Here is a 23210-nt window from a genome sequence, read left to right on the forward strand (position 1 = left end):
CCGCAAGGAGAAGGGACTGACCGGTGACCGGTTCAGACGATGGTTCGCTGGGCGAGAGCCTGCTGGCGGCCGAGGAGAGCCTCGACGACGAGGAGGTCGGTGTCGATCCGGACGAGGGGTACTCCCCGCCGGACCGGCCCGCCTGGGGGGTCACCGACCGCGAGATCGGTGACCACGAGTCGCTGTCCCGCCGGCTCGCCCGCGAGCTACCGGACGTGAGCGATGCCGCGGACGGGGACGGTATCGGCGACGCCACCGACACCGACGGCGAGCCGATCGACGACCAGGTCGGCGCCGACCGGTCGGGGCGGCTGGTGTTCGTCGACCTGGACGACTCGGACCCCGGCGAGGACTTCGTCGCTCGGGACGTCGGCATCGACGGCAGCGGCGCCTCGGCCGAGGAGGCCGCCGTGCACGTCGTCCCCGACGGCGCGTACCCGGTCAGACGTGCTCGACGGTGAAGCCGAGCCGGCCGAGCACCGTGACCGCACCGGCCCTGCCGCCCTCGAAGTCGCCGGAGGCGAGCCGCTCCCCGGTGGCGAACTCGTAGGCCACCCCGAGCATCGCCTTCGGCGGGTACGACCGGCCGTCCTGCACCAGGGTGTACGTGGTGGTGGGGGCGAACCCGTGCGCGGCGAAGAACCGCTGCGGGCCGAGCTTGTCGTACTCCTTCATCGCCCGCCGGACGTCGGCCGGGGTCACCCGGTCCCATGCGATCGATCGTGTCATCGCTACCTCCCTCGGGTTCCTGCGACAGTCGCCACCGCGGTGGCGGCGGGATCAGTTGCGGCCGGCCATCACCCCGCCGTCGACGTCGACGATGCTGCCGGTGATCCAGCTGGCCCGGTCCGACAGCAGGAAGGTGATGGCAGCGGCGACGTCCTCGGCGGTACCGATGCGGCCCAGCGGGTGGAAGCCGTCGAACCCGTGCAGCGTCTCGTCGAGCCTGTCCGCCGGCACGAAGCTCTCGTAGATCGGGGTGGCGACCACCGCGGGCGCGACCGCGTTGACCCGGATCCGGTGCCCGGCCAGTTCGATCGCCAGGTTGCGGGTCAGGGCGTGCAGCCCCGCCTTCGCCATCGAGTAGGCGGCGGACGGCGTGGCGCCGACCGCCTGGTGCGCCCACATGCTGCCGATGTTGACGATCGATCCACCGCCGGCGGCGACCATGCCCGCCACCACGGTCTGCGTCAGGAAGAAGATCGCCCGGTTCAGCTCCTGGTACGAGTCGTAGGAGTCGCCGTCATGCTCCAGGAACGGTTGCGGGGCGAACACGCCGGCCGCGTTGACCAGCAGGCTCGCGTCGGCATGGTCGGTGGCGATCAGCCGCCGCACGTCCTCGACCTCGTCGCGCCGGGTCAGATCGGCGGTGATCCCCCACGCCTTGCCGTGCGCCGACAGGGCGCTGACGGTCTGGTCCACCCGGTTGCGGTTGCGGCCGACGACCACGGCGCTGCCGCCACCGGCCACCACGTCGAGCGCGGCCTGCCGGCCCATCCCGCTGCTCCCGCCGACGACGATCAGCTTGCGCCCGGCGAAGTCCTCCGTCATCGCGTTCTCCTTCACATCGCGACCGGCACGTCGGCAGGTCGTGGCAGGCGGCGGGACAGGAAGTCGCGGATCAGCGCCGCCACCTCGTCGCCGGCGCTCTCCAGCAGGAAGTGGCCGCCGTCCAGCAGCCGGATCTCCGGGTCGACCGCGTCGGCGGCGAACGCCTCCGCGCCGGCCGGGCCGAAGATCTCGTCACCGCGGCCCCACACCGCCAGCACCGGCACCGCGCTGGTACGCAGGTACTCGTGCAGTTGCGGGTACATCGGCGCGTTGGTCGCGTAGTCGCGGAACAGCGCCAGCTGGATCTCGTCGTTGCCCGGCCGGCTCAGCAACGCGTAGTCGTGGTGCCAGGTGTCCGGGCTGACCAGCGTCTCGTCCGGTACCCCGGTCAGGTACTGCCACCGGGTCACGTCCCGCGTCAGCGCCTGGCGGATCGCGGCCTCGGTGTCGGGGGTGCGTTCCCGCTGGTAGTCCCACACGGTGCGCCAGAAGTCCGGGACGAAACCGGCGTCGTAGCCGTTGCCGTTCTGGGTGACGATCGCGGTCACCGCGTCCGGATGGCGCAGCGCGATCCGCCAGCCGATCGGCGCCCCGTAGTCGTGCACGTAGAGGGCGCAGTGCAGCACCCCCAGCTCGGTGAGCAGCCCGACGGTCAGCTCGGTCAGCGCGTCGAAGGTGTAGTCGAACTCGTCGGCCGGTGGCGCGTCCGACAGGCCGAAACCGAGATGGTCCGGCGCGATCACGTGGTACCGGTCGGCAAGCGCCGGGATCAGGTTGCGAAACATGAACGAACTGGTCGGGAACCCGTGCAGCAGCACGATGGTCGGTGCGTCCGGATCACCGGCCTCCCGGTAGAACAACCGGTGCCCGTCGATGGCCGCGTACCGGTGGTGGACGGCTGGCATCGCTCTCACCCCTGCTGGTTCGATGACGGCGCCGTGGCTCGGCGCGCCCCCACAGGGTGTGGCCGCCGGGGCCGGCGTCGCGCCCGTGCCCGCCACCGGTCGGCGCCCCGGGCCACCCCGGTACGCGGGCGGCTGCGGTCAGCGCCGCAGCTGGCGCCGGGAGGTGATGCCCAGCTTCGCGAACGTCTTGCTCAGGTGCCACTCCACCGTGCGCGGGCTGATGAACAGCCGGGTCGCGATCTCCACATTGGACAGTCCGGCGCGGACCAGGCGAACGATCTGCGCCTCCTGCGGCGTCAGGTCCGCCGCGTTCCCGTCGCCGCGCTTGCGTACCGTTTCGCCGGTGGTGCCGAGTTCCCGTGCCGCCCGCACGGCGAACGCCGTCATCCCCATCTCACCGAACATCTCGTACGCGGCGCGCAGCTGCCGGCGCGCGTCGGTGCGCCGGTTCTGCCGGCGCAACCACTCCCCGTAGTGCAGCCGGGTGCGCGCCAGCTCGCCGCGGATCGGCGTACCGGCCAACCGCTCCACCGCGGCACGAAAGTGCGGCTCGGCGTCGGTGTCGACCAGCGCCTGACAGTGCGACTCCAGGCCGAGCGCCCAGTCGGTACCCGCCGCCTGGGTCATCGCCCGCAACCGCGCCAGCGCCCGCCCGGCGAGGTCCAGCCGGCCCAGCCGGGCGGCCGCGATGATCAGCTCCACCAGCGAACACCACGTCACCACGCCGAGATCCGCGTCCGACTCGGCCGCCGGCAGCGCCGCCGCCAACGCCTCGTCGGGCCGGCCGAGGCTGTTGTGCAACACCGCCAGCGCCCACCCGCCGGCCGCCACCCCAACCACTCACCCCGCTGTTCCGCCTGTTTGGTGGTGGCGGCCACCAGCATCGTGGTGGTGTCCGCCGCGCCGCGCCAGGCGGCCAGTACCTGAGTCGCGTACGCCGGCTCGTCGAGCCCGGTGCTGTCGCGCACCGCGTCGAACTCGTGCACCAGCGCGTCCGCGGCGGCCAGCTCGCCGGTGAACACCTGCACCACGATGCGCTGCGCCAGCGCGAACGGCAACGCGGTCAGGGTGCCGGTACGCCGGGCCCGCGCCACGAACGCCGCGGTGATCGTGTCGGCCGCCGGGTACTGCCAGGCATCCAACGCGCAGGTGGCGGCGAACCACAGCCACCGCAACCCGGTCTCGCCGACCGGCCCCGCCCGCAGCACGTCCAACGCCTCGCGCAGCAGCGGTACCCCGGCCGGATAGCCGTCCCGGTACCGGACCGCGAGACCGGTCAGCAGCAGATCGCACCCGTCGGCCGGGTCCTGCGCGGACCGCACGGCCAGCGCCTCCGCGGCCAGCTCGCGCAGCCCCGGGCCGGACCCACCGGCACCGACGAACCAGCCCGCCTGCATCGCGTCCAGGTAGGTCTCCCGCGCCAGCTGCGCGTCCAGCGGCTGCAGCTGACCGGCCGCCTGCAGCAGCAGGCCCGGCGCCGCCGCCCCGCGATCGACGGTGAACGTGATCCTGGCCCGCAGCAGGTTCGCGTGCGCGCGGGCCACCTCGTCGAGCGGTCCGGCCTCGGCCCGCGCCAGCAACCGTACCGACGGCTCCGGCAGGCCGGCCTGGTACCGAGCCTCCGCGGCGGCCAACAGCCGCTGCGCGCGCCGGGCCGGGTCCGGGGTCAGGTCCGACGCCCGTTCCAGGAACGCCGCGGCGGCCGCCGGGCCGCCCCGTGCCTGAGCCCGCGCCGCGCAGTGCACCAGCTCCGCCGCGACCTCCTCGTCCTCGCCGACGGCGGCCTGCGCGCGATGCCACGCCCGCCGGTCCGGATCGGTCTTTGGGTCCGTCACCTGCGCCAACGCCCGCTGCACCCGGCGCCGATCCGCCGACCCGGCGGCCCGGTAGACCGCCGAACGAAGCAGCGGATGCCGGAACGTCACCCGGGCACCGAAAGTCACGAACCGTTCCGTCGCCAACCGCGCCGCCGGGTCGGTGTCCACATCGACGCCCAGCTGGCCCAGGGCCCGCCACACCAGTACCGGATCGCCCACCGGTTCGGCCGCCGCGACCAGCAACAGCTGCCGGGCGGTCGGCGTCAGGGTGGCGATCTGACGCCGGAAGCTCTCCTCGATCCGGCGCGGCAGCGGCGCCGAGCCGAGCAGCCCGAACCCGCCGGCCAGTTCCGCCGGGGTGAACCCGCGGGGCAGCTCCACCAGCGCCAGCGGATTGCCCTGGCTCTCGGCGATGATCCGGTCCAGTACACCGGCGTCGACCGGGCCGGGGTGTGCCAACGCCAGCAACGTCCTGGCATCCGCCTCGGGCAGGCCGCGCACCGGCAGCTCGGCCAGGCCGGCCAGCTCCGGGGCCTCGACAGTGTCGTCGCCGTCCCGGACCGCGAACACCAGCGCCACCGACTCGGCCTGCAACCGCCGCGCGGCGAACCCCAGAACCTGCGCCGAGGCCCGGTCCAGCCACTGCGCGTCGTCGATCAGGCACAGCAGCGGCCGTTCCCGGGCAGTCTCGGCGAACAGGCTCAACGCGGCCATACCCACCAAGAACGAGTCCGGCGGGGTGCCGCTGTCCAGCCCGAACGCGATGTCGAGCGCCGCCCGCTGCGGCGCCGGGATGCGCCGCAGGCTCTCCAGCATCGGCGCGCACACCTGGTGCAGGCCGGCGAACGCGAACCCGGTCTCCGCCTCCACCCCGGCAGCCGGCACGATCTGGCAACCGCCGGCCCGGTCCCGCAGGTAGCCCAGCAGTTCGGTCTTGCCGATACCGGCCGCACCGCGCAGCACCAGCGCCCGGCTCTCCCCCGCCCGCACGTCGTCGAGCAGTCGATCGAGCGATTCGGCTTCGGTACGTCGGTCGACGAGCACGTGGCCCCTCCGCGCCGGCGTGCGGCCGCCGGCCGGGTCGATGCCGCAGAACATCTCGCTGTGCACAAGCTACGCCAGTGGCCGCCGACGCCGGCGTGTTTCCCCGCCGTCCGGGACCGGGTCAGGCATGCGCGTCCAGGTACTCGACGAGCCCGATCACGTCGGCCGGGACCAGCCGGCCGATCGCTCCGCTGGAGTACACCGAGACGACGACCTTGCCGTCGCGGTCCAGGACGAACCCGGTGGACTGCAGGTAGACCGGATCGGGGTTGACGAACGCGCCGGTCGCCTCGGCCACCTCGGCGGCGTCCGCGCCGTACCCGACCGGGAACGCCAGCCCGTGCTTGGCCACCAGCTCCGCGGTCGTCGCCTCGTCGTCGACCGACAGCGCGACGACCCGGGCGTCGACCTTCGCCAGCTTGTCCTTCGCCCGCTGGAACGACGCCAGCTGCGCGTTGCAGTACGGGCACCAGGAGCCGCGGTAGACCAGCACCACGCCGTAGTGCCCGACCAGCTCGTCGGGCAGCGTGATCGCTCGCCCGGCCGGCAGCTGCACGGGCAGTTCGGGAAACTTGTCACCAGGGTTCAGCAGGGCCATCAGGATCCTTCACAACGTCCGGTACGCGGCTGTGGCCGGCGCCGAACCGCTGCGCAGGACGTCCGGCGTTCCCTGCCGGCCGGCACCGGCCACAGTCGTGAGTGGCACCCCCGGCCCGGGTCTTACCGCCACCCGATGAACTTCCGGGGTGATGCGATGGACTTCCGGGGTGGTGCCTGGCCGCCGGCGACGTTCTTACCGACCGGCAACGGGCGCCGGCGGCACACCGCGGCGCCGGCCGGGCGTGCCTATATTCGGTGCGTGGCATCCCCATCGGCGCCGAGACCGCCCCGACCGGCAGCGGACGAGCAGACCCTGACCTGGCTCGCCGAGCTGCAGGGCACGTCCCGCACCGCCGCACAGGCACGGCTGCACGCCCTGCTGCTGCGCGCGGCACGGGCCGAGACCGGCCGCCGCGCCGGGCAGCTGCGGCTGGCCGGGCCGGAGCTGGACGACATCGCCCACCAGGCCGCCGACGACGCGCTCGTGTCGATCCTGCGCAAGCTGCCCGAGTTCCGCGGCGACAGCCGGTTCACCACCTGGGTGTACAAGTTCGTGGTGTTCGAGGTCGCGGCGAAGATCTCCCGGCACTTCTGGGCCCGCGCCGCGCAGCCGCTGGAGAGCGAGCAGTGGGAACGGCTGCCGGACCGGTTCGGGTTCTCCCCGGAGCAGGCGGCACAGTCGGCCGACCTGCTCGCCGCCGTCCGGGATGCCGTCTCGAAGGAACTGACCAGTCGGCAGCGCGACGCGTTCGTGGCGATCGTGGTCGACGGGATGCCGCTGGACAGCTACGTGCACCAGATCGGGTCGAACCGCAACGCGGTGTACAAAGCGGTCTTCGACGCGCGCCGCAAGATCCGTGCCTACCTGGTCACCAACGGCCACCTGGGCGAGGATGGAACCCGATGACGCAGCCCGACACGACACCCGACGGGCGTCCGGCGCTCCTGGCCTTCCTGGCGACGCAGGACGACGACGCCGGCTGCGGCGCGACCCGCGACGTGCTCGACGTGTACGCCGACCTGATCCTCGCCGGCCTCGATCCCGCCGCCCGGTTCCCCGGTGTGGCCGCGCACCTGCACGACTGCGCGCCGTGCGCCGACGACCTTGCCGGCCTGCTCGCCCTCGCGTGACGGCGGCGCGGCCCGACCGCGTACCGGTTCAGGCGGCGTCGCCGTCCGCGACGTCGCGGACCAGGCCGGTCTCGGTACCGCCGAGCCGGGACACCAGGACCCGAGCCGAGTGGGTCGGCGTGATCAGCTCGCCCGCCCGGTACGACGCGGCGAACCGCTCGACCAGGCCGCCGCCGACCGCGTCCGGGTCCTGGTCCCGGATCCAGCCCTGCATGGCGGTGTCGACCCGGCCGGGCCGGTACACGTTGACGGTGATTCCGGTGCCGGCCAGCTCCGCCGCCAGGTTGAGGCTGTGCGCCTCCAACGCGCTCTTCGCCGCCACGTACGTGTTCCCCCGCGCCATCGCCGCCGGGCGCGCCACCACGCCGGTGGACACGTTCACGATCCGGCCCCAGCCGGCCGCCCGCATCGACGCCAGGAAGGCCGCCGTGAGCAACACCGGCGCGATCGCGTTCACCCGGTAGGACCGTTCGATGTCGGCGGCGGTCAGCTGCTCGGTCGGGCCGATCGGGCCGACCACACCGGCATTGTTGACCAGCACGCCCACCCCGCCGAGTTCGCGCTCGATCCGGGCGCCGAGTTCGGCGACCGCGTCGACGTCGCCAAGGTCGGCCGGGTACACCTCCGCTGTCGTACCGGCCGCCGCCAGTTCGTCGCGCACCTCGGCCAGCTGGTCGGCGCTGCGCGCCACCAGCGCCAACCGGGCGCCGGACCGGGCCAGCTCGATGGCGACGGCGCGACCGATACCCCGGCCCGCGCCGGTGACGACCGCCAGCCGTCCGGTCAGGCCCACCGTACCGGTCTGCTCAGAAGTGTTCATGAACGTCGGTGTCGGCGGCGAGCCCCCGTCTTACCGCCATCGCCCGGAGTGCGACGACGGCAACCCGCCGCAGGCGGGGTTGCCCGGCGGTTCGGGCAACCCCGCTGATCGACACCGGTACGGCGGTCAGGACGCGACGATGCCCTCGCCGCCGACCGAGCCGGGGACGGTCACCGATCCGATCGCGGTGAGGCTGCCGGCCGGCCCGATCCGGAACTCGTCGACGGTGCCGGTCTGCCCGGTCTGCACGTAGAGGAACCGGCCGTCGGAGCTGGCGCTGGCGTCCACGGTGCCCGGGTCGGTCGGCACCGTTCCCGCCGAGGTGAGCTCGCCCCGCTCGGACCGGTACTGGGAGACGGTCGCACTGCCGGCGTTCGACACGTAGACCGAGTGCCCCGACCGGACGATCCAGCAGGTCCCCCGCTGGCCGGTGGCGGTACGGGAGCGCAGCTGCAGCGATCCGTCCCGCCCGACGGTGAAGATGGCGACCGCGTTCGGGCCGGCCTCGGCGACCTGCATCCGGCCGGCGGGGTCGAACGTGACGGCGAACGGCACGTTGCCCGCATCCGGTGTGGTCACCGCCCGGCCCGGCCCGAGCGGGGAGACCGGGAAGACCATGATCGCGTTGCCGTTGGCCTTGGTCGTCACGACCAGCTTGGTCCCGTCCGGGGTGAACGCCACCTGCCCCGGGGTACTGGTGAACTCCGGGGTCTGGTCGGCGTCGAGCCCGAGCCCGCGGTGCCAGCCGGGTACCCGGACCAGCCGGTCACCGAGCCGCAGGAAGCCCTGGATCGAGCCGCCGTTGCGCGCGTTGAGCACGTACACCATCGAGCCGTGCACCGCGACGCTGACCGGGAACGCCCCGCCGGAGCCGACCACCTGGGTGCGGTGCAGCCGGTCGCCGCGGACACCGAAGACGCTGATGGTGTCGCTGCCGGCGTTGACCGCGAACAGCGTGTTGCCCGACCTGGCCAGCGCGCCCTGCGAGGCGAGGTGGTCGACCTGCGAGCCGGCGAGCACACCCCCGCGCCCGCCGGTGGGGTACGTTCGCGCCTGCCGCAGGGTGCCGTCGGCGGACCGGTCGAACGCCACCACGCTGTTTCCGTCCGGGTTGTCGGTCTGCACGAAGACCGCCCCACCGGCGGTGCGCCCGTGCTGCACCTGCGCCTGCGCCGGGCCGGCGACGCCCAGCCCCGCGGCCGCCGCGGCGACCGCCGCACCGGCGATCAGAGTCTTCCCAGCCTTCACGATGTCTCCTCACACGGTTCCCGTTGGGTCGTTGGTTGGTGGCCGCGGACCTCGCGGTACTTACCGAACCCGGGAAAGTGTGTGGATCCGCACGTCCGTTCCCGCCGCATCCGGCGGCAGCTCGGTTCCGGCACTCAGCGCGACGCGAGGTCGCTCAGGAACGTCCGGGTGGCCGGCCATTCGGCCAGCTTCGCCGCTTCGTCGGCCTGCGCGGTGGGATCACCCATCACCGGGACGTAGGGCAGCAGGGCGTTGCTGTGGTGACCGGCGTCCGGATAGGCGAGAACCCGGTGCGGGTACCGGTCGTGGTGCCCGGTCAGCCGCGCGTCGGCGGCGCGGGCGTACGGGCAGGAGGCCCACACCGCGTCCCTGCCGCCGCAGGTGAGCAGCACCGGTCCGGCGATGCGCTCGACCGGGATCACCGCGTCCGGCACGTCGGTCGGCGCCGGCTCGTTGAACTGCCGGGTGTACGGGATCGGGTGGCCGCGGTAGGTCCACGCCGGCGCGGTGCCCGACGGCGGCGAGCCGATCGCGACGTTCGCCGGCGTCAACGCGATCACGCCCTGTACCTGGCGCGGGAAGTACGATCCGACCAGCAACGCGGCCTCGCCGCCGCGGGAGGCGCCCAGTACGGCCAGGTGCTTCGGGTCCACGCCGGGCTGGCGGGACAGCACCGTCAGCGCCTTCGCGAAGTACTCCAACCGAACCCGCCGGAGCGTCGACGGCAGCCCCGGCTCGGCGAAGTACGCCAGGCTCAGCGCCGGGAAGCCGTGCACCGCAAGCAGCCTGGCCACCCCGTCGAGGTACTCGCCGCCCTCCGAGCCGCCGAACACCAGCACCCCCGGGCGTCGCGGTGATCCGGCCGGCGGCTCGAACACCGTGCCGTACACGCCGTCCGTAGCCGGGCGCAGCTTCCGGCTGCGCAACCCGGGGACGGTGCTGCGGCGGGTCAGGGTGCGCTGCCCGACGACCGTATCGCCGTCCCGGACGGTGAGCGTGAACCGCAGCGTCCACCCGAGGTGCCAGTTCTGGTCGGAGTTCGCGCGCAGGGTCCAGAACAGCCCCATCGGGTCGGCCCCGCGGTACGGCGTGCCATCCACCGGCTTCGCGGTGCGCAGGTCCACCACCCCGGTCGAGGACACCCGGTACGACGCGGTCGACGCCAGTGTCCGCTTGTCCACCAGCCGAAGCCGGACGGAGACGGTGTGGCCGGGCGGCAGGCCGGCGATGCGCACGTGCACCGGCCGGTCGGCCAGCGAGTCGGGGTGGTCGACCGAGATCGTCGCATGCTCGTTCCGGCCGCAGCCACCGAGCGCGGTCGCGGCGAACGTCAAAACCAGTGCCAGCATCGCTGATCGGCGCATCACCGCATCCAACCACCGCTGGCCGGGATGGCGCCGCCCCGTCACCGTGCGGCGGGGTGGACCGTCCGGGTGCCGAGCAGGGCGAGGGCGACGATGCCGACGCCGAGCACCACGACCAGCCACCACACGCCGTGTGCCGCGCCGGTGAACCCGCTGCCGCCGGCGGCGAGCGCCGGGCCGACGATCACGCCGGACACCGCGACGCCCAGCGTAGTACCGACCTGGCGGCCGGTGGACGCGAGCGAGCCGGCCAGCCCGGCCATCGAGCGCGGCATCCCGGCGATCGCCGCGTTGCTGATCGGCGGGTTGACGGCCCCGAGGAACACCCCGAACAGCAGGTAGACCGCCAGTACCGCGGGCAGCGGCGTGCTCGTCCGCAGCCACCACGAGGCGGCACCGCCCAGCGCCAGCGCGGTGCCGGCCACCAGCAGCGGCGGCAGCGGCCCGTACCGGCCGACGATCCGCCCGGTGCGCGGCGAGATCAGCAGCACCGGCACGCCGACCGGCAGCAGGCACAGCCCCGCGGTGACCGGCGACATCCCGCGCAGGTCCTGCAGGTACTGCGTGGTCACGAACAGGAACGCGCCGAACCCGCACAGCGCGAACACCGCGAGCACGATCGCCGAGCTGAACGGCAGGCTGCGGAACAGCCGCAGCTCCAGCAGCGGATCGACCCGGCGCGGCTCGTACCAGACGATGCCCACCACCGCGACCGCCGCGACCACCAGCAGCCCGACGATCACCGGCGAGCCCCAGCCCAGCGAGCCGGACTCGATGATCGCGAACACCACGCTGCCCAGCAGTACCAGCATCAGCAGCTGCCCGACCGGATCGAACCGCCGGGCCCGCTGCGCCCGGGACTCCGGCACGTACCGCGCGGCGGCCACGATCGCCGCGGCCACCACCGGCACGTTGATCCAGAACACCGCGCGCCAGCCGAACGCGTCCACCAACCCGCCGCCGAGGATCGGCCCCAGCGCGAGCGCCAGCCCGGACATGGAGCCGAACACCCCGATGGCCCGGGCCCGCTCGGCGGCGCCGGTGAACGTGTTCGCCACGATCGCCATCGCCACCGGGTTGAGCATGGTGCCGCCCACGGCCTGCAGGACTCGCGCCGCGATCAGCCAGCCGATGCCGGGCGCCAGCCCGCACAGCAGCGATCCGGCACCGAACACGGTCAGCCCGGCCTGGAAGACCCGCCGCCGGCCGATCCGGTCCGCGGTCGACCCGGCCAGTACCAGGAAGCCGGCCAGCACCAGGGTGTACGCGTCGACGGTCCACTGCAGGCCCGACTCGGTGGCATGGAAATCGTGGCCTATCGACGGCAGTGCGACGTTCACCACCGAAACGTCCATCACCACCACGATCATGCTGATGCAGCAGATCGCGAGGACCAGGGACTTGCGGCGGCTGCTCAGCGTGGCCGGTGGGGCGGGCGACAGCACGGGTGACCTCATGCCGACGACGCTAGAATTTAGAGCGTGCTCGAAGTCAAGTCGCAACCGACGATCCGGCCGGAGCCGCGCGCGACCCGCGCCGAGCCTGGCCCGCCGGCACGCCGCAAGGTGGCCCGGGAGCCGCTGCCGCCGGAGGGGGTGACCATCGCGGAAGCGGCCCGCCGCACCGGGGTGAGCGTGCACACGCTGCGCTACTACGAGCGTGCCGGCCTGGTCATCAGCCCGGTGGACCGCACCAGCGGTGGCCGCCGGCGCTACCGGCACCTCGACCTCAAGTGGGTGGTGATCTGCACCAAGCTGCGCGCGACCGGGATGCCGATCCGAGGCATCCGCCGGTACGCGGAGCTGGTCGCCGCCGGACCCGGCAACGAGGCCGAGCGCCTCGCCCTGCTGGAAGCGCACCGGGCCGACGTGCGCGCCCGGCTCGCCGAGATCCAGGAGAACCTGAAACTGATCGACCACAAGATCGACGTCTACCGGGGCAGCCTCGCCGCCGGCGACGCCGACCAGCTGTGGGCGCCCACCGACACCCGCTGAACGCGCACCGCCGCGGGGCCGGCCCCCGGATCCCCCGTCGGCACCGCCGATCGCCCCACCGCGCGGCGGCGCGTGCCGTGCCCGCGGGAGGATGTCGGTACCGTCCCGCGGCAGGAGGGAACCCGCTGATGAGGGCACGCAGCAGCGACGGCAGCGCCGGTGACGCCGACTACGGCACGATCGGCGGCGGGTACGCGCGGTACCGCCGTCCGGAGCCCCGGATCACCGCGCTGATCGAGCAGGCGCTGGACGGTGCCCGGACCGTGGTCAACGTGGGCGCCGGCGCCGGTTCGTACGAGTCGCCGCGCTGCACGGTCACCCCGGTCGAGCCGTCCGCGTCGATGCGCGCGCAACGCCCCGCGCACCTGCCCGCCGCGGTCGACGGCGTCGCCGAGCGGCTGCCGTTCGACGACGACACGTTCGACGCCGCGATGACCACCTTCAGCGTGCATCAGTGGCCCGACCTGACCGCCGGCCTGCGCGAGATGCGCCGGGTCGCCCGCGGACCGGTCGTCGTGCTGACCTGCGATCCCGACCGGGTCCGCGACTTCTGGCTGTACGAGTACGCGCCGGCCGTGCTGGACACCGAGGCGCGGCGCTACCCGGCCATCGCCGACATCGTCGACACGCTCGGCGGCCGGGCCGAGGTGCGGACCGTGCCGATCCCGGCGGACTGCGTCGACGGCTTCAACGAGGCGTACTACGCGCGGCCGGAGATGCTGCTCGACCCCGCCGCCCGGCAGTCCTGTTCCGCCTGGAGCTTCGTGGAACCCGAGGTCGCCGAACGGTACACCGACCGGCTGCGGACCGCGCTGGACTCCGGTTCCTGGGACGACCGGTACGGCCAGCTCCGTCGCCAGAGCCAGCTGAACGGCTCCCTGGTCCTGATCCGCGCCGTCCCCTGACCTCGGCCGATCGGCGCCGGCGGCGGGGCGCCCGCCGTCCCGGCGGGCCGGCGCCGATGCGCGATCGGGGCGCCGGGCCGGCCGGCACCGCGCGCCGGCGCCGATGCGCGGATCGGCGCCGCGGCCGGCCCGCACCGCGCGCCGGCGCAGCCACGGTATCTCCACTATGGACAGTGTCGAGCCCGCTCCGGCGGTGACGGGAGGACGTGTGGTGACCGACTCCGCGGAGATGGAGCTGCCGGCACGGATCACGCGGTACGGCAGGGTGTCGGAGGCGCTGGCCGCGCTCGACGAGCGCGAGCTGGCGCGGCTCGTGCGCGGCGCCCGGCCGCTGGCGCACGGCATCGGCGGTACCTCGGCGCTGCTGACGATCGGCGACACCCCGGTGTTCGTCAAGCGGATCCCGCTCAGCGACCGGGAACGCCGGCCGGAGCACGTGCTGTCCACGGCGAACCTGTTCGGGCTGCCGCCGTACTGCCAGTACGGCGTGGGCGGCCCCGGGTTCGGCGTGTGGCGGGAGGTGACCGCCAACACGATGACGACCGACTGGGTGCTGGCTCGGCGCACCGAGGCGTTCCCGCTGCTCTACCACTGGCGCACGCTGCCCGGCAGCCCGCCACTCGCCGAGGAGCTGGCCGACGTCGACCGCACCGTCGCCTACCTGCACGGTTCCGCCGCGGTACGGGAGCGGATCGAGGCGGCGGCGACGGCGTCGGCGAGCGTCGTGCTGTTCCTGGAGTACGTCCCGGACGGCCTCGACGACTGGCTGCGGAGCCGGCTCGCCGAGGGGCCGGCGGCGATCGCGACGGCCGCGGCCATGGTGGAACGGCGGCTGCGGCTCGATCTCGGCTTCCTGAACTCCGCCGGGCTGCTGCACTTCGACGCGCACTTCGGCAACATCCGCACCGACGGAACCCGGCTCTACCTGGTCGATCTGGGGCTGGCCAGCTCGCCACGGTTCGCGCTGTCCGCGGCGGAGGCCGACTTCGTCGCCCGGCACGGCAGTCACGACGTGGGCTACGCGCTGACCCAGCTGCTCAACTGGCTGGTCGTGCACGTGTGCGGGGTGCCGGTGCCGCCGGCCGGTGGCCCGGTGCAGCGCAACGACTACCTGCGCCGGTGCGCCGCGGGCGGCGAGATCGCCGGCGCGCCGCCGGCGATCGCCGCGCTGATCCGACGGTACGCGCCGGTCGCGGTCGCGGTGAACGACTTCTACTGGGAGCTGTTCGGCACCAGCCGCACCACGCCGTACCCGGCCGGCCGGATCGACCCGTTGGTCACGGGCCTGCCGCCGCTCCCGGCGCCGCGCCCCGCCGCAGCACCGTGAGCCGCCCGACCGGCCCGCGAGGATCACCCCGGGCGGGCCGGTCGGGCCGACGGGCTCAGTCCTCGACGGCCTGGTACAGGGTGGTCCAGAAGTCGTGGAACGCCCACGCGGAGTTGGGGTTGGAGGTACCGACCTGGGTGAGCAGGATCCCGACCAGGTCGTTCGCCGGATCGGCGTAGGTCGAGGTGCCGGCCCCACCGTCCCAGCCGAACTGCCCGACCGGCGCGTAGTCGCCCCGGTAGGTGCGGACCGCCATCCCGAAGCCCCAGCCGCCGTGCTGCCCCTGGCCGAACGAGATGTGCACGTTGTCGCGGGCCAGCTTGGTCCGGGCCGCGTTCTGCTCGGGCGTGAGCCGGTTGGTGGTCATCAGCTCGACCGCGGGCCGCGACAGGATCCGCTCGCCGCGGTGCATCCCGCCGTCGAGCAGCATCCGGAAGTAGGCGTAGTAGTCGTCCACAGTGGACACCAGGCCGCCACCGCCGCCCTGGAACGCCGGCAGCGCGCTGTGCCGCCCGCCCTCGGCCTCGTCCCAGACGTGGAACTCACCGGACTGCGGGTCCGGCGCGTACAGCGGCCCGAACCGGTCCATCTTGTCGGCCGGCACCCAGAACCCGGTGTCCCGCATGCCCAGCGGGTCGAAGATCCGCTCCCGCAGGAACGCGTCGTAGGTCTGGCCGGTGACCCGCGCGACGAGCACCCCGAGCAGGTCGCTGGCGATCTGGTACTGCCACTGCGCACCGGGCTGGTGCATCAACGGCAGCGTGCCCAGCCGGCGCAGCCACTCGTCCGGCTCCGGCTGCGGCTCGGGCATGTTGGGGGTCAGCCCCAGCTCGAACACCTTGTTCATGATCGGCGTACCGAGCGAGGTCATGTCCATGCCGAGCCCGAACGTGGAGGTCAGCACGTCTCGTACGGTGATCGGCCGGTGCGCCGGCACCGTCTCGTCCAGCGGTCCGTCGAGACGCTTCAGCACCTGCCGGTCGGCCAGCTCCGGCAGCCACTCGTCCACCGGGTCGTCCAGCCGCAACCGGCACTCGTCCAGCAGCACCATGCCGGCCGCGATCGACACCGGCTTGGAGGTGGACGCCATCCGGAAGATCGTGTCGCGCCGCATCGCGGCGCCGCCGTCCTTTCGCATCGTGCCCAGCACCTCGACGTGCGTCTGGTCACCCTGGCCGACGAGCGCGACCAACCCCGGAATCCGGCCGGACTCGACATGCCGGACCAGCACCTCGCGCAGCCTGCGCAACCCGGCCTCGGACAGACTCTTTCCCATGTCGCTCTCCCTGATGCCGCCAGCAACGTTCAGGGATCCCTGAACGCCCGGAACGCTACATTGCGTTTATGAATCCGTCAACGTAGCTTCGGTGTCGAAGTTCCTTGTCAATGCGTGCGATATTGAGAGTATTGCAATGGCTTTGGAGCTGAACGCAAAGATGATGCGTCGGTTGTGTTGCAATGAGAAGAGCGCTGGACACCGCACCGCGCAACCCGCGCGGCGTTCGGCCGGACGAGGAGGAGGCGAGCGTCGATGCCCGGAGGCAGGCTCACCGACGAGGACCGTCGGCAGATCGCGGCCGGCCTGGCCGAGGGGCTCGGCTACGCCGCGATCGGCCGCCGGCTGGGCCGGCCGGCCTCGACGATCATGCGCGAGGTCACCCGCAACGGCGGACCGGGCGGCTACCAGGCGGACCGCGCCCGGCAGGCGACCCGCCGGCGAGCACACCGGCAGAAACGCGCACCGGAGCGCGCGCCGGCGCCGGAGCAGAGCCATGACCGGGATCCGCGGCAGGTCGGGGCGCTGTCGGAGTCGTTGACCGCCCTGTTCGAGCGCCAGGGCCTGCCCCCGATGGCGGCCCGGGTCCTGGCCTGCCTCTACCTCACCGACTCCGGCGCGCTGACCGTCGCCGACCTGGTACGGCAGTTGCGGGTCAGCCCGGCGTCCATCTCGCACGCGGTCGGGTTCCTGGAACAGCAGGGACTGCTCGGCCGGCAACGGATCGCCGGCGCCCGCCGGGAGCGGTACGTCGTGGACGACGAGATCTGGGTCCGGTCCACGCTGGCCGCGGCACGGATGAACGACGAGCTGGTGACCGCATGGCAGCACGGGGCCGACGTACTCGGCAGCGAGACACCAGCGGGCGCCCGCTTCGCCGCCTCGGCCGAGTTCCTGTCCCTGGTCAGCGACGCTCTCCGGCGGAGCATCGAACAGTGGCAGGAGCACCGGGACGATCGCACCGACCGACCCTGACCTGGATCGCACCGCCGCGCCGCCGCAGTGGGCCGATGCCGGCCGGCCCCGGACCGGCCGGGACAGGCGGGGACGAGGCCGGCCGAGGCAGGCGGGCGTGGGGTCAGCGGGGGCCGGGGCCGGGGCGGCGGGACGCGTTGCGGCGGCGCAGCGCCGAGCGTTGCCGGGCGCGGGTCAGCGCCGAGTCGTCCGCCGAGCCGTCCAGGTGCTCGGCCAGCGCGCGAATGTTGGGGAACCGGAACAGGTCGACCACCGGTACCGGCCGGCCGATCCGAGCAGCGATCCGGCTGCCGGCCTCCACCATCGACAGCGACGTCGCACCGAGTTCGAAGAAGTTGTCGGTGGCGCCCACCTCGGCCCGGTCCAGCAGCGCCCGCCACACCTCGGCGACCAACCGTTCGGTGTCCGTCACCGGCGCCACCGCCCCGGTCGTCCCGGCCGGCGTTACCGCCCCGGTCGTCCCGGCGGGCATCACCGCCCCGGTCGTCCCCGTCTGCGACACCGCCCCGGCCGTCCGGGTCGGCACCTCCGGAGCGTCGCCGGCGCCCGAGGTGTCGAACCGCGGCCCCACCTCGCCGGTGACCGCATCCGGCGCGGCGGCCAGGGCACCGATCAGCGCCACCAGGCCGTCGAGCAGCGCGTGCATCCGCTCCGGCCGGTACAGGTCGGTGTTGTAGGCGGCCTCCAGCACGAACCGTCCGTCGCGCTCGGTCAGGTACAGGGTGAGGTCGAACGGCGAACCCGGCACCGGCAGCCGCACCGGCGCGACCTCCAGCCCGGCCAGCTCCAGCCGCGGCTCGGCGAAGTTGAACACGTTGAACAGCACCTGCACCAGCGGCGCCCGGGACGGATCGCGCGCCACCCCGAGCGCGGCGACGATCTCCTCCAGCGGGGCACCCGGGTGGGCCTCGGCGGCGAGCACCTCGCCCAGGCAGTACCGGATGTCGTCGGCGAAGCTGCCGCCGGTGGCGCTGCGCAGCCGCAGCGGCACGATGTCGACGAAGAAGCCGACCAGGTCGGTGAACGCGGTGCGGCGACGGTCGGCGACGACGGCACCGACCACATGGTCGGTGCGGCCGGTCAGCCGGCCCAGCGCCACCCCGATCGCGGCGAGGACCACGACCGACGGGGTGGCGCCGTACCGCGCGGCGACGGCCCGTACGTTCGCGTCCGTCGCGGCCGGCAGCGGCGCCGCGAGCACCGCACCGGCGTAGGTCTGCACCGGCGGGCGGGGCCGGTCGCGGGGCAGGTCGAGCACGGTCGGCGCGTCCGCCAGGTGCTCGGTCCACCAGGCCAGGTCGGCGGTGCCCCGCGCGGAGTCCCGGTCGGCCCGCCAGGCGGCGTAGTCGGCGTAGCTGGCCGGCAGCGGCTCGGCGTCGATGCCCGAGTATCCGGCGGCAAGCTCCCGGTACAGCACCGACTGGGACCAGCCGTCGGCGACGGCGTGGTGCAGCACCAGGCACAGCACGTGCTCGGTCGGGCCCAGCCGGAGCAGTTCGGCGCGCCACGCCGGGCCCGCCGCGAGGTCGACGACCGTACCGGCGCGCTCGCGCAGCGCGGCGGGCAGCTCGTCCTCGGTGAGATCGGTGACCGGCAGCGGAACCTCGCCGCTAGGGTCGCAGACCGGCCGCGGAACACCGTCGTGCTGCTCGATGCGCCAGCGCAGCACCTCGTGCCGGTCGGAAAGCCGGCGCAGCGCGCGGCGCAGCGCCGGGACGTCCAGCGGGCCGCGGAGGCGTTCGGCGAACGCGATGTTGTAGGCGGCGGAGTCGGGGGCGAGCTGGTCAACGAACCACAGCCGCCGCTGCGAGGGCGACAGCGTCGGCGGGTTGCCGCTGGTCGGCTCCGGGCCGGTCAGCGGCCCGGCGGCGGCGAGGCGGGCGGCGATGCCGGCCGGGGTGCGGCCGGTGAACACGTCCTCGACGGTGACGTCACGGGCGAACTGCTCGCGCAGCTCGGCGACCAGCCGCATCGCGGCGAGCGAGTGCCCACCGGCGGCGAAGAAGTCGTCGTCCGGGCCGGGACTGCCGCCCAGCACCCGGGACCAGGCGGCGGCGACCGGGTCGGCCGGCACGGCCACCGATCCGATCGGCGCCAAGGCTCGCAGCGCGTCCCGGTCCACCTTGCCGACCACGGTGAACGGCAGCGCCTCGAGCCGCACGTACCGCCGCGGCACCATCGTGTCGGTCAGCCGCCGGGCGGCGTGCGCGACGAGCGCGTCGTCGGCCGGCGCGGTCGCCGGGGCGAGGAACCCGACCAGTTCCGGGCCGATCGGGCCGGGCAGTGCCAGCACCGCGGCCTGGGTGACGTCCGGGTGCGCCTGCAGCACCGCCTCGATCTCGCCGGTCTCGACCCGCTGACCGCGGATCTTCACCTGACCGTCCCGGCGGCCGAGGAACTCCAGTTGGCCGTCCGGCCGCCGCCGGGCCAGGTCGCCGGTGCGGTACAGCCGAGCGCCGGGTCGGCCGGACAGCGCGTCCGGGACGAACCGTTCGGCGGTCAGCCGGGGCGCGTCGAGGTAGCCGTACGCCACTCCCGGGCCGCCGATCAGCAGCTCACCGGCCTCGCCGTCGGGCACCGGCCGCAACTGCTCGTCGACCAGGTACGCGGCGTGCGTGCCCACCGGCGTCCCGATCGGCGGCTCCCCGTCCGGCGCCCCGTGCAGGTCGGCGGCCAGCACGAACACCGTCGTCTCGGTCGGGCCGTACACGTTGAACAGGCGACGCTCCCGCCAGCGCCGCACCAGCGTCGGCGGCAGCGCCTCGCCACCGACCACGATGGTGCGCAGCGTCGGCAGCGCCACCGGGTCGAGCAGCGCCAGTACCGGCGGGGTCGCCACGCACCAGGTGACCTCGTGCGCGGCGGCGAAGGCGACCAGCCGGGCCGGGTCGATCCGGTCCCGGTGGCCGACCAGCGCGACGGTGGCGCCGGTGGTCAGCGTCAGGAACAGGTCCATCACCGAGGCGTCCCAGCTCAACGAGGTGAGCCCGAGCAGCCGGTCGGCGGCGGTCGCCCCGGTCATCGCCCGGCAGGCGTCGACGAACTCCAGCACGCTGCGCTGGCTGACCAGGACGCCCTTCGGGGTGCCGGTCGAGCCGGACGTGTAGGTGAGGTACCCGAGTCGGTCCCGGCCGGGCGGGCCGGCCGGCACCTCCGCCAGCGGCAGGGGCACCGCGGGGACCTCCACCAGCGGCACGTCGACCGGGCCCAGCGCCTCCCGGCCGGCGGCATCGACCACGATCGCGTCCACCCGCGACTCGGTCACCAGGTGCCGCAACCGGTCCCGCGGGTGCGCCGGGTCCAGCGGGAGGTAGCCAGCGCCGGAGCCCAACACCCGAGCACCGCGACGACCATCTCGACGCCGCGCTCGGTGCACACCCCGACCAGCCCGGTACCACCGGCCGGCAGCGTCGCCGCGAGGGCACCGGCCCGGCCGAGCAGCGACGCGTAGCTCTCGGCGCGCTCCCACTGCCGTACCGCGGTCGCGTCGGGTGTCGCCCGCGCCTGCGCCAGGACCAGCGCGAACAGGCTCTCGTCAGCCATCCATCGCCTCCGCGTCGGTGATCTGCAGCCGCAGCTCGCTGAAGTACCGGCGGCCGGCGGCGTCGGGCACCCAGCACTCGTCGGGGGTGGGCAGCATCTCGGTGACCGACACCGGTACGTCCCGGCCGGCCCGGGTGCGCGCCCCGCGCGCCGCGTTGCACAGCGCCACCGCGAACTGCGGGCTGGTCAGGTCGACGAAGAACGGCTTGATCTCGGTGTCGATCTTGACATAGACGCGCTCCGGCAGCCCCAGCTCGGCCCGCCACCGGCGTACCGCGAGGTAGCGAGCGGCGTCGCCGCGGGCGGCGGCGAGCCCGCTGCGGTCCACCGTGGTACGCCAGGTCTCCCGGCTGACCACCAGCCGGTCGATGGACAGCCGGGCGGTGTGCGCGGCCGGTGCCAGCAGCTTGAACCCGTCCACCGCATGCATCGCCAGCAGCGCCGAGAACAGCTCCAGCAGCGGCCGTCGCCGGCCGGCCGGGTCGGTCGCGACCAGCCCGCCGTCCTGCTCGGTGACCAGCACGCCGCTGGCCGGTAGGTGCCCCGGTGTGGCGGCGACGGGGCCGGGCGCGACACCCAGGTGCGCGTCGTCGGCGTCGGCGAGGCTGTGCGCGACCCGGCCGGTGTGCCGCGGCCAGTCCGGCGGGTACAGCAGCCGCACCCGGCCCGGCCCCAGGTCGGCGGCGAGCGCGGCGCGCAGCCGGTCGGCGTCCGGATGCCATTCGGTGAACACCGCGCAGTCGAAGGTGGGCCAGGCGACGTGCATCTCGCCCAGCACCACCTGGTAGTCGCCGCGCCGCAACGCGGCCACGTCGGTCGCGCAGAGCTGCAGGTCCGGGCTGTGCACGAAGCCGGCCGACCAGCCGGGCCGCTCGGCCGGGAACGCCGCGGCGACCGCGGGCGCCAGTTCCGCCGCGCTGCGCCGGACCGGGCCGTCGCCGGTGTCGCCGAACAGGCCGGCCCAGCGCGCCGCGAACTGCGCCGCGACCGCGTCGACCGGCCGGTCCCCGCCGCCCCACAGCGGGCCCTGCGCCAGGTACCACAGGTCGGACAGCCGCACCGGACCCGGCTCGGCGGCCAGTTCCCGGTACAGCTCGTGCAGCGCGTCGCCGTACGCGTCGGCGAGCGCCACGGTCAGCCAGCGCGCCGCCCGCAGCAGGATGTCCAGCGGCCCGGCCAGCTCGTCGAGCAGCGGGCGGCCGAACACCACGTCGAGGTCACGGTCGGTGTCCTCGTAGCACAGCGCCCGGCCGGCGTAGGTCTGCCCGGCCCGCCGCTGCGCCGGCTGGCCGGTCACCGCCTCGAACGTCTCGGCCAGCCCGCCGAGCGCGGCGCGCAGCGCCTCCGGGTCGCCGGCCGCGGCAGCCACCGCGTCCCGGGCCGCGTCCAGCCGGTCCAGGCCGCGCCGCGCGCTGCCGCGCTCCGGTTCGGTGCCGATCGCGGCGATCCGCTCCCGCAGCACCGCCTCGGCGTCCGGGTGCAGCGGCAGGTCGGCGCCCCAGCGCAGCAACCCCTGCCGGACCAGGCCGTCGAGCAGCAGGTACCCGTCGTCGGCGCGGCGCAGGCCCAGCTCCGGCGCGGTCGACAGCTCGGCGACCACCTCGACGGCCGGCCTGCCGTCCGCCGCCGACAGCGCCGCCGCGGCCGCCGCGGACAGCGACACCGGCGGTTGCGCCGGCCGGTACGCCAGCCTGCCGTCCCGGTGGATCTCCGGCGAGACCACCACCGGCAGCCAGCGCCGGATCGCCGGATCGTCGGCGAGCCGCTGCGCGTACGCGTCGAGTGCCCAGGTCTCGTAGTGCACCCGGCGGCGCCGGGTCAGCCCGCTGCCGGGCCGGACCGTGGCCACCTCGGCCAGCTCCGGATCGACGGTGACCCAACAGGTCGGGCCGAAGAAGCCGATCGTGTCGTTCTTCCCGCAGTACCGCTGCCAGTAGCGGATCAGCGCGGTCTCCCGCTCCCGCCGCTTGGACGGGCGGCCGGTGCCGCGGCCGGGCAGCAGGTGGTCCAGGCCGGTCAGCGCGTTGAGGTTCTGCCAGCCGACCGCCTCGCGCAGCAGCGGATCCGCGGCCAGCTCGGCCGCCACCGCCGAACCCCGCGCCACCGCAGCCTGGTACGCGGCAACGAAACGGTCGTCGTGGACCGCCCGCTGCGGGTCGACCGGTACCAGCGCGTCGGCGGTCGCGGCGAGTTCCGGCGCGGCGAACCGGTCCAGCCCGGCGGCCGGGAACCCGGTGCCGCGCAGCAGCGCGTCCCGCCACACCGACCAGCCGGTGTCCCCCAACGGCGCCCGGTGGTCCGCCGACCGGGTCGCACCGGATCCGGCAGCGGACGCCGGTGCGCCGGGCGGCCGGCCGGCCGGCGAGCGGCCGGCGTGCAGGTCGTCCCGGATCAGCGTGGCCAGCTCGGCGAGCGCATCGTGCGGGAAGAAGTGGCCGCCGGGCAGCTGGTGCCCGCGAACCTCGGTGTCGGTGTGTCGCTGCCAGCCGGCCAGCCGCGCCGGCGGTACCGCCTGGTCGGACGCGCCGGCGAAGGTGGTCACCGGGACCGGCAGCGGCCCCCGCGGCTGGTACCGGTACGCCTCCAGCCAGGCCAGGTCGGCCCGCAGCACCGGCAGCAGCAGGTCGAGCAGGTCCGGCGCGTCGAGCAGTTCGGTGGGCATCCCGCCGGCCGCGACCACCCGGGCCACCAGCCGGTCGCGGGCAGCGCC

Annotated in this window: 21 protein-coding genes; 7 read left to right on the plus strand and 14 right to left on the minus strand. The window is 74.3% G+C overall.

The genetic code is table 11. The features are described 5' to 3' along the window. The first annotated feature begins 23 nt into the window (after nucleotides 1-23). Nucleotides 24-461 (plus strand): DUF5709 domain-containing protein, encoded by a 438-nt coding sequence (locus tag Athai_RS23915; protein ID WP_203963577.1) that lies wholly within the window; start codon nucleotides 24-26, stop codon nucleotides 459-461. Here the strand turns inward: Athai_RS23915 and Athai_RS23920 are convergent. The 6 genes from Athai_RS23920 to Athai_RS23940 all read right to left on the minus strand — a co-directional run bounded on the left by Athai_RS23920 (nucleotide 442) and on the right by Athai_RS23940 (nucleotide 5915). After that, the gene (locus Athai_RS23920; protein WP_203963578.1) at nucleotides 442-729 is read right to left on the minus strand and encodes a ScoMcrA-related endonuclease; all 288 of its coding nucleotides are present in this window, start codon (nucleotides 727-729) and stop codon (nucleotides 442-444) included. The two genes, Athai_RS23915 and Athai_RS23920, sit on opposite strands and share 20 nt — an antisense overlap. 51 nt (nucleotides 730-780) lie before the next feature. Further along, complete coding sequence (locus Athai_RS23925; protein ID WP_203963579.1) at nucleotides 781-1551, minus strand: SDR family NAD(P)-dependent oxidoreductase; 771 nt, start codon at nucleotides 1549-1551, stop codon at nucleotides 781-783. Between the two features lie 11 nt (nucleotides 1552-1562). Then, a complete protein-coding gene (locus tag Athai_RS23930) occupies nucleotides 1563-2456 on the minus strand; it encodes an alpha/beta fold hydrolase (protein ID WP_203963580.1) in 894 nt (297 codons plus the stop codon). A gap of 138 nt (nucleotides 2457-2594) precedes the next feature. Next, complete coding sequence (locus tag Athai_RS34370; protein ID WP_239157125.1) at nucleotides 2595-3260, minus strand: helix-turn-helix transcriptional regulator; 666 nt, start codon at nucleotides 3258-3260, stop codon at nucleotides 2595-2597. Beyond that, the gene (locus tag Athai_RS23935) at nucleotides 3173-5317 is read right to left on the minus strand and encodes an ATP-binding protein (protein WP_239157126.1); all 2145 of its coding nucleotides are present in this window, start codon (nucleotides 5315-5317) and stop codon (nucleotides 3173-3175) included. The genes Athai_RS34370 and Athai_RS23935 overlap by 88 nt, the downstream gene beginning before the upstream one ends. Nucleotides 5318-5438: 121 nt before the next feature. Then, complete coding sequence (locus Athai_RS23940; RefSeq protein WP_203963581.1) at nucleotides 5439-5915, minus strand: peroxiredoxin family protein; 477 nt, start codon at nucleotides 5913-5915, stop codon at nucleotides 5439-5441. Between the two features lie 261 nt (nucleotides 5916-6176). On the opposite strand from Athai_RS23940, the gene Athai_RS23945 reads away from it, so the two are divergent. Both Athai_RS23945 and Athai_RS23950 read left to right on the plus strand, forming a co-directional pair. Continuing rightward, nucleotides 6177-6824, plus strand: coding sequence for an RNA polymerase sigma factor (locus Athai_RS23945; protein ID WP_203963582.1), 648 nt, complete (start codon nucleotides 6177-6179; stop codon nucleotides 6822-6824). Further along, complete coding sequence (locus tag Athai_RS23950; RefSeq protein ID WP_203963583.1) at nucleotides 6821-7048, plus strand: hypothetical protein; 228 nt, start codon at nucleotides 6821-6823, stop codon at nucleotides 7046-7048. The genes Athai_RS23945 and Athai_RS23950 overlap by 4 nt, the downstream gene beginning before the upstream one ends. 28 nt (nucleotides 7049-7076) lie before the next feature. Here the strand turns inward: Athai_RS23950 and Athai_RS23955 are convergent, their stop codons facing one another. The 4 genes from Athai_RS23955 to Athai_RS23970 form a co-directional block, all read right to left on the minus strand. After that, complete coding sequence (locus Athai_RS23955) at nucleotides 7077-7868, minus strand: SDR family NAD(P)-dependent oxidoreductase (protein WP_203963584.1); 792 nt, start codon at nucleotides 7866-7868, stop codon at nucleotides 7077-7079. A gap of 126 nt (nucleotides 7869-7994) precedes the next feature. Further along, complete coding sequence (locus Athai_RS23960) at nucleotides 7995-9116, minus strand: lactonase family protein (RefSeq protein ID WP_239157127.1); 1122 nt, start codon at nucleotides 9114-9116, stop codon at nucleotides 7995-7997. Nucleotides 9117-9250: 134 nt separating this feature from the next. After that, entirely contained in the window at nucleotides 9251-10480 is a 1230-nt protein-coding gene (locus tag Athai_RS23965; protein ID WP_203963585.1) for an acyl-CoA thioesterase/bile acid-CoA:amino acid N-acyltransferase family protein, read from the minus strand. Between the two features lie 41 nt (nucleotides 10481-10521). Then, nucleotides 10522-11937, minus strand: coding sequence for an MFS transporter (locus Athai_RS23970; protein WP_203963586.1), 1416 nt, complete (start codon nucleotides 11935-11937; stop codon nucleotides 10522-10524). Nucleotides 11938-11961: 24 nt separating this feature from the next. Between Athai_RS23970 and Athai_RS23975 the strand changes: the two genes are divergently transcribed. The 3 genes from Athai_RS23975 (at nucleotide 11962) to Athai_RS23985 (ending at nucleotide 14706) form a co-directional block, all read left to right on the plus strand. Beyond that, nucleotides 11962-12474, plus strand: coding sequence for a MerR family transcriptional regulator (locus tag Athai_RS23975; RefSeq protein WP_338028154.1), 513 nt, complete (start codon nucleotides 11962-11964; stop codon nucleotides 12472-12474). Nucleotides 12475-12602: 128 nt separating this feature from the next. Continuing rightward, nucleotides 12603-13379, plus strand: coding sequence for a class I SAM-dependent methyltransferase (locus Athai_RS23980; RefSeq protein ID WP_203963587.1), 777 nt, complete (start codon nucleotides 12603-12605; stop codon nucleotides 13377-13379). 211 nt (nucleotides 13380-13590) lie between these two features. Next, on the plus strand, nucleotides 13591-14706 hold the full coding sequence (locus Athai_RS23985; protein WP_203963588.1) for a serine/threonine protein phosphatase: 1116 nt from the start codon (nucleotides 13591-13593) through the stop codon (nucleotides 14704-14706). Nucleotides 14707-14761: 55 nt separating this feature from the next. Here Athai_RS23985 and Athai_RS23990 read toward each other — a convergent pair whose 3' ends face one another. Continuing rightward, nucleotides 14762-15982 carry a serine hydrolase domain-containing protein gene (locus Athai_RS23990; protein WP_203963589.1) on the minus strand — a complete coding sequence of 407 codons (1221 nt, stop codon included), beginning with the start codon at nucleotides 15980-15982 and terminating at the stop codon, nucleotides 14762-14764. A gap of 255 nt (nucleotides 15983-16237) precedes the next feature. Here Athai_RS23990 and Athai_RS23995 point away from each other — a divergent pair, with 255 nt between their 5' ends. After that, nucleotides 16238-16957 carry a GbsR/MarR family transcriptional regulator gene (locus Athai_RS23995; protein ID WP_203963590.1) on the plus strand — a complete coding sequence of 240 codons (720 nt, stop codon included), beginning with the start codon at nucleotides 16238-16240 and terminating at the stop codon, nucleotides 16955-16957. Between the two features lie 103 nt (nucleotides 16958-17060). Here the strand turns inward: Athai_RS23995 and Athai_RS24000 are convergent, their stop codons facing one another. The 3 genes from Athai_RS24000 to Athai_RS24005 are packed head-to-tail and all read right to left on the minus strand — an operon-like array spanning nucleotide 17061 to nucleotide 23180. Further along, nucleotides 17061-20291, minus strand: coding sequence for an amino acid adenylation domain-containing protein (locus tag Athai_RS24000; protein ID WP_239157128.1), 3231 nt, complete (start codon nucleotides 20289-20291; stop codon nucleotides 17061-17063). After that, nucleotides 20219-20500: a hypothetical protein gene (locus Athai_RS34375; protein ID WP_239157129.1), complete on the minus strand. Its 282-nt coding sequence runs from the start codon at nucleotides 20498-20500 to the stop codon at nucleotides 20219-20221. Before Athai_RS34375 ends, Athai_RS24000 begins: the two co-directional genes overlap by 73 nt. Then, entirely contained in the window at nucleotides 20493-23180 is a 2688-nt protein-coding gene (locus Athai_RS24005; protein ID WP_338028155.1) for a lantibiotic dehydratase, read from the minus strand. The genes Athai_RS34375 and Athai_RS24005 overlap by 8 nt, the downstream gene beginning before the upstream one ends. Between the last annotated feature and the right edge of the window lie 30 nt (nucleotides 23181-23210).

This window comes from Actinocatenispora thailandica, assembly GCF_016865425.1.
Lineage (GTDB): Bacteria > Actinomycetota > Actinomycetes > Mycobacteriales > Micromonosporaceae > Actinocatenispora > Actinocatenispora thailandica.

What these genes read in the sequence shown, in the direction of transcription:
- Athai_RS23920 (WP_203963578.1), bottom strand. Translation starts at nt 729, where the DNA reads ATGACACGATCGATCGCATGGGACCGGGTGACCCCGGCCGACGTCCGG.
- Athai_RS23925 (WP_203963579.1), bottom strand. Translation starts at nt 1,551, where the DNA reads ATGACGGAGGACTTCGCCGGGCGCAAGCTGATCGTCGTCGGCGGGAGC.
- Athai_RS23930 (WP_203963580.1), bottom strand. Translation starts at nt 2,456, where the DNA reads ATGCCAGCCGTCCACCACCGGTACGCGGCCATCGACGGGCACCGGTTG.
- Athai_RS23940 (WP_203963581.1), bottom strand. Translation starts at nt 5,915, where the DNA reads ATGGCCCTGCTGAACCCTGGTGACAAGTTTCCCGAACTGCCCGTGCAG.
- Athai_RS23950 (WP_203963583.1), top strand. Translation starts at nt 6,821, where the DNA reads ATGACGCAGCCCGACACGACACCCGACGGGCGTCCGGCGCTCCTGGCC.
- Athai_RS23955 (WP_203963584.1), bottom strand. Translation starts at nt 7,868, where the DNA reads ATGAACACTTCTGAGCAGACCGGTACGGTGGGCCTGACCGGACGGCTG.
- Athai_RS23965 (WP_203963585.1), bottom strand. Translation starts at nt 10,480, where the DNA reads ATGCGCCGATCAGCGATGCTGGCACTGGTTTTGACGTTCGCCGCGACC.
- Athai_RS23970 (WP_203963586.1), bottom strand. Translation starts at nt 11,937, where the DNA reads ATGAGGTCACCCGTGCTGTCGCCCGCCCCACCGGCCACGCTGAGCAGC.
- Athai_RS23980 (WP_203963587.1), top strand. Translation starts at nt 12,603, where the DNA reads ATGAGGGCACGCAGCAGCGACGGCAGCGCCGGTGACGCCGACTACGGC.
- Athai_RS23990 (WP_203963589.1), bottom strand. Translation starts at nt 15,982, where the DNA reads ATGGGAAAGAGTCTGTCCGAGGCCGGGTTGCGCAGGCTGCGCGAGGTG.
- Athai_RS23995 (WP_203963590.1), top strand. Translation starts at nt 16,238, where the DNA reads ATGCCCGGAGGCAGGCTCACCGACGAGGACCGTCGGCAGATCGCGGCC.
- Athai_RS34375 (WP_239157129.1), bottom strand. Translation starts at nt 20,500, where the DNA reads ATGGCTGACGAGAGCCTGTTCGCGCTGGTCCTGGCGCAGGCGCGGGCG.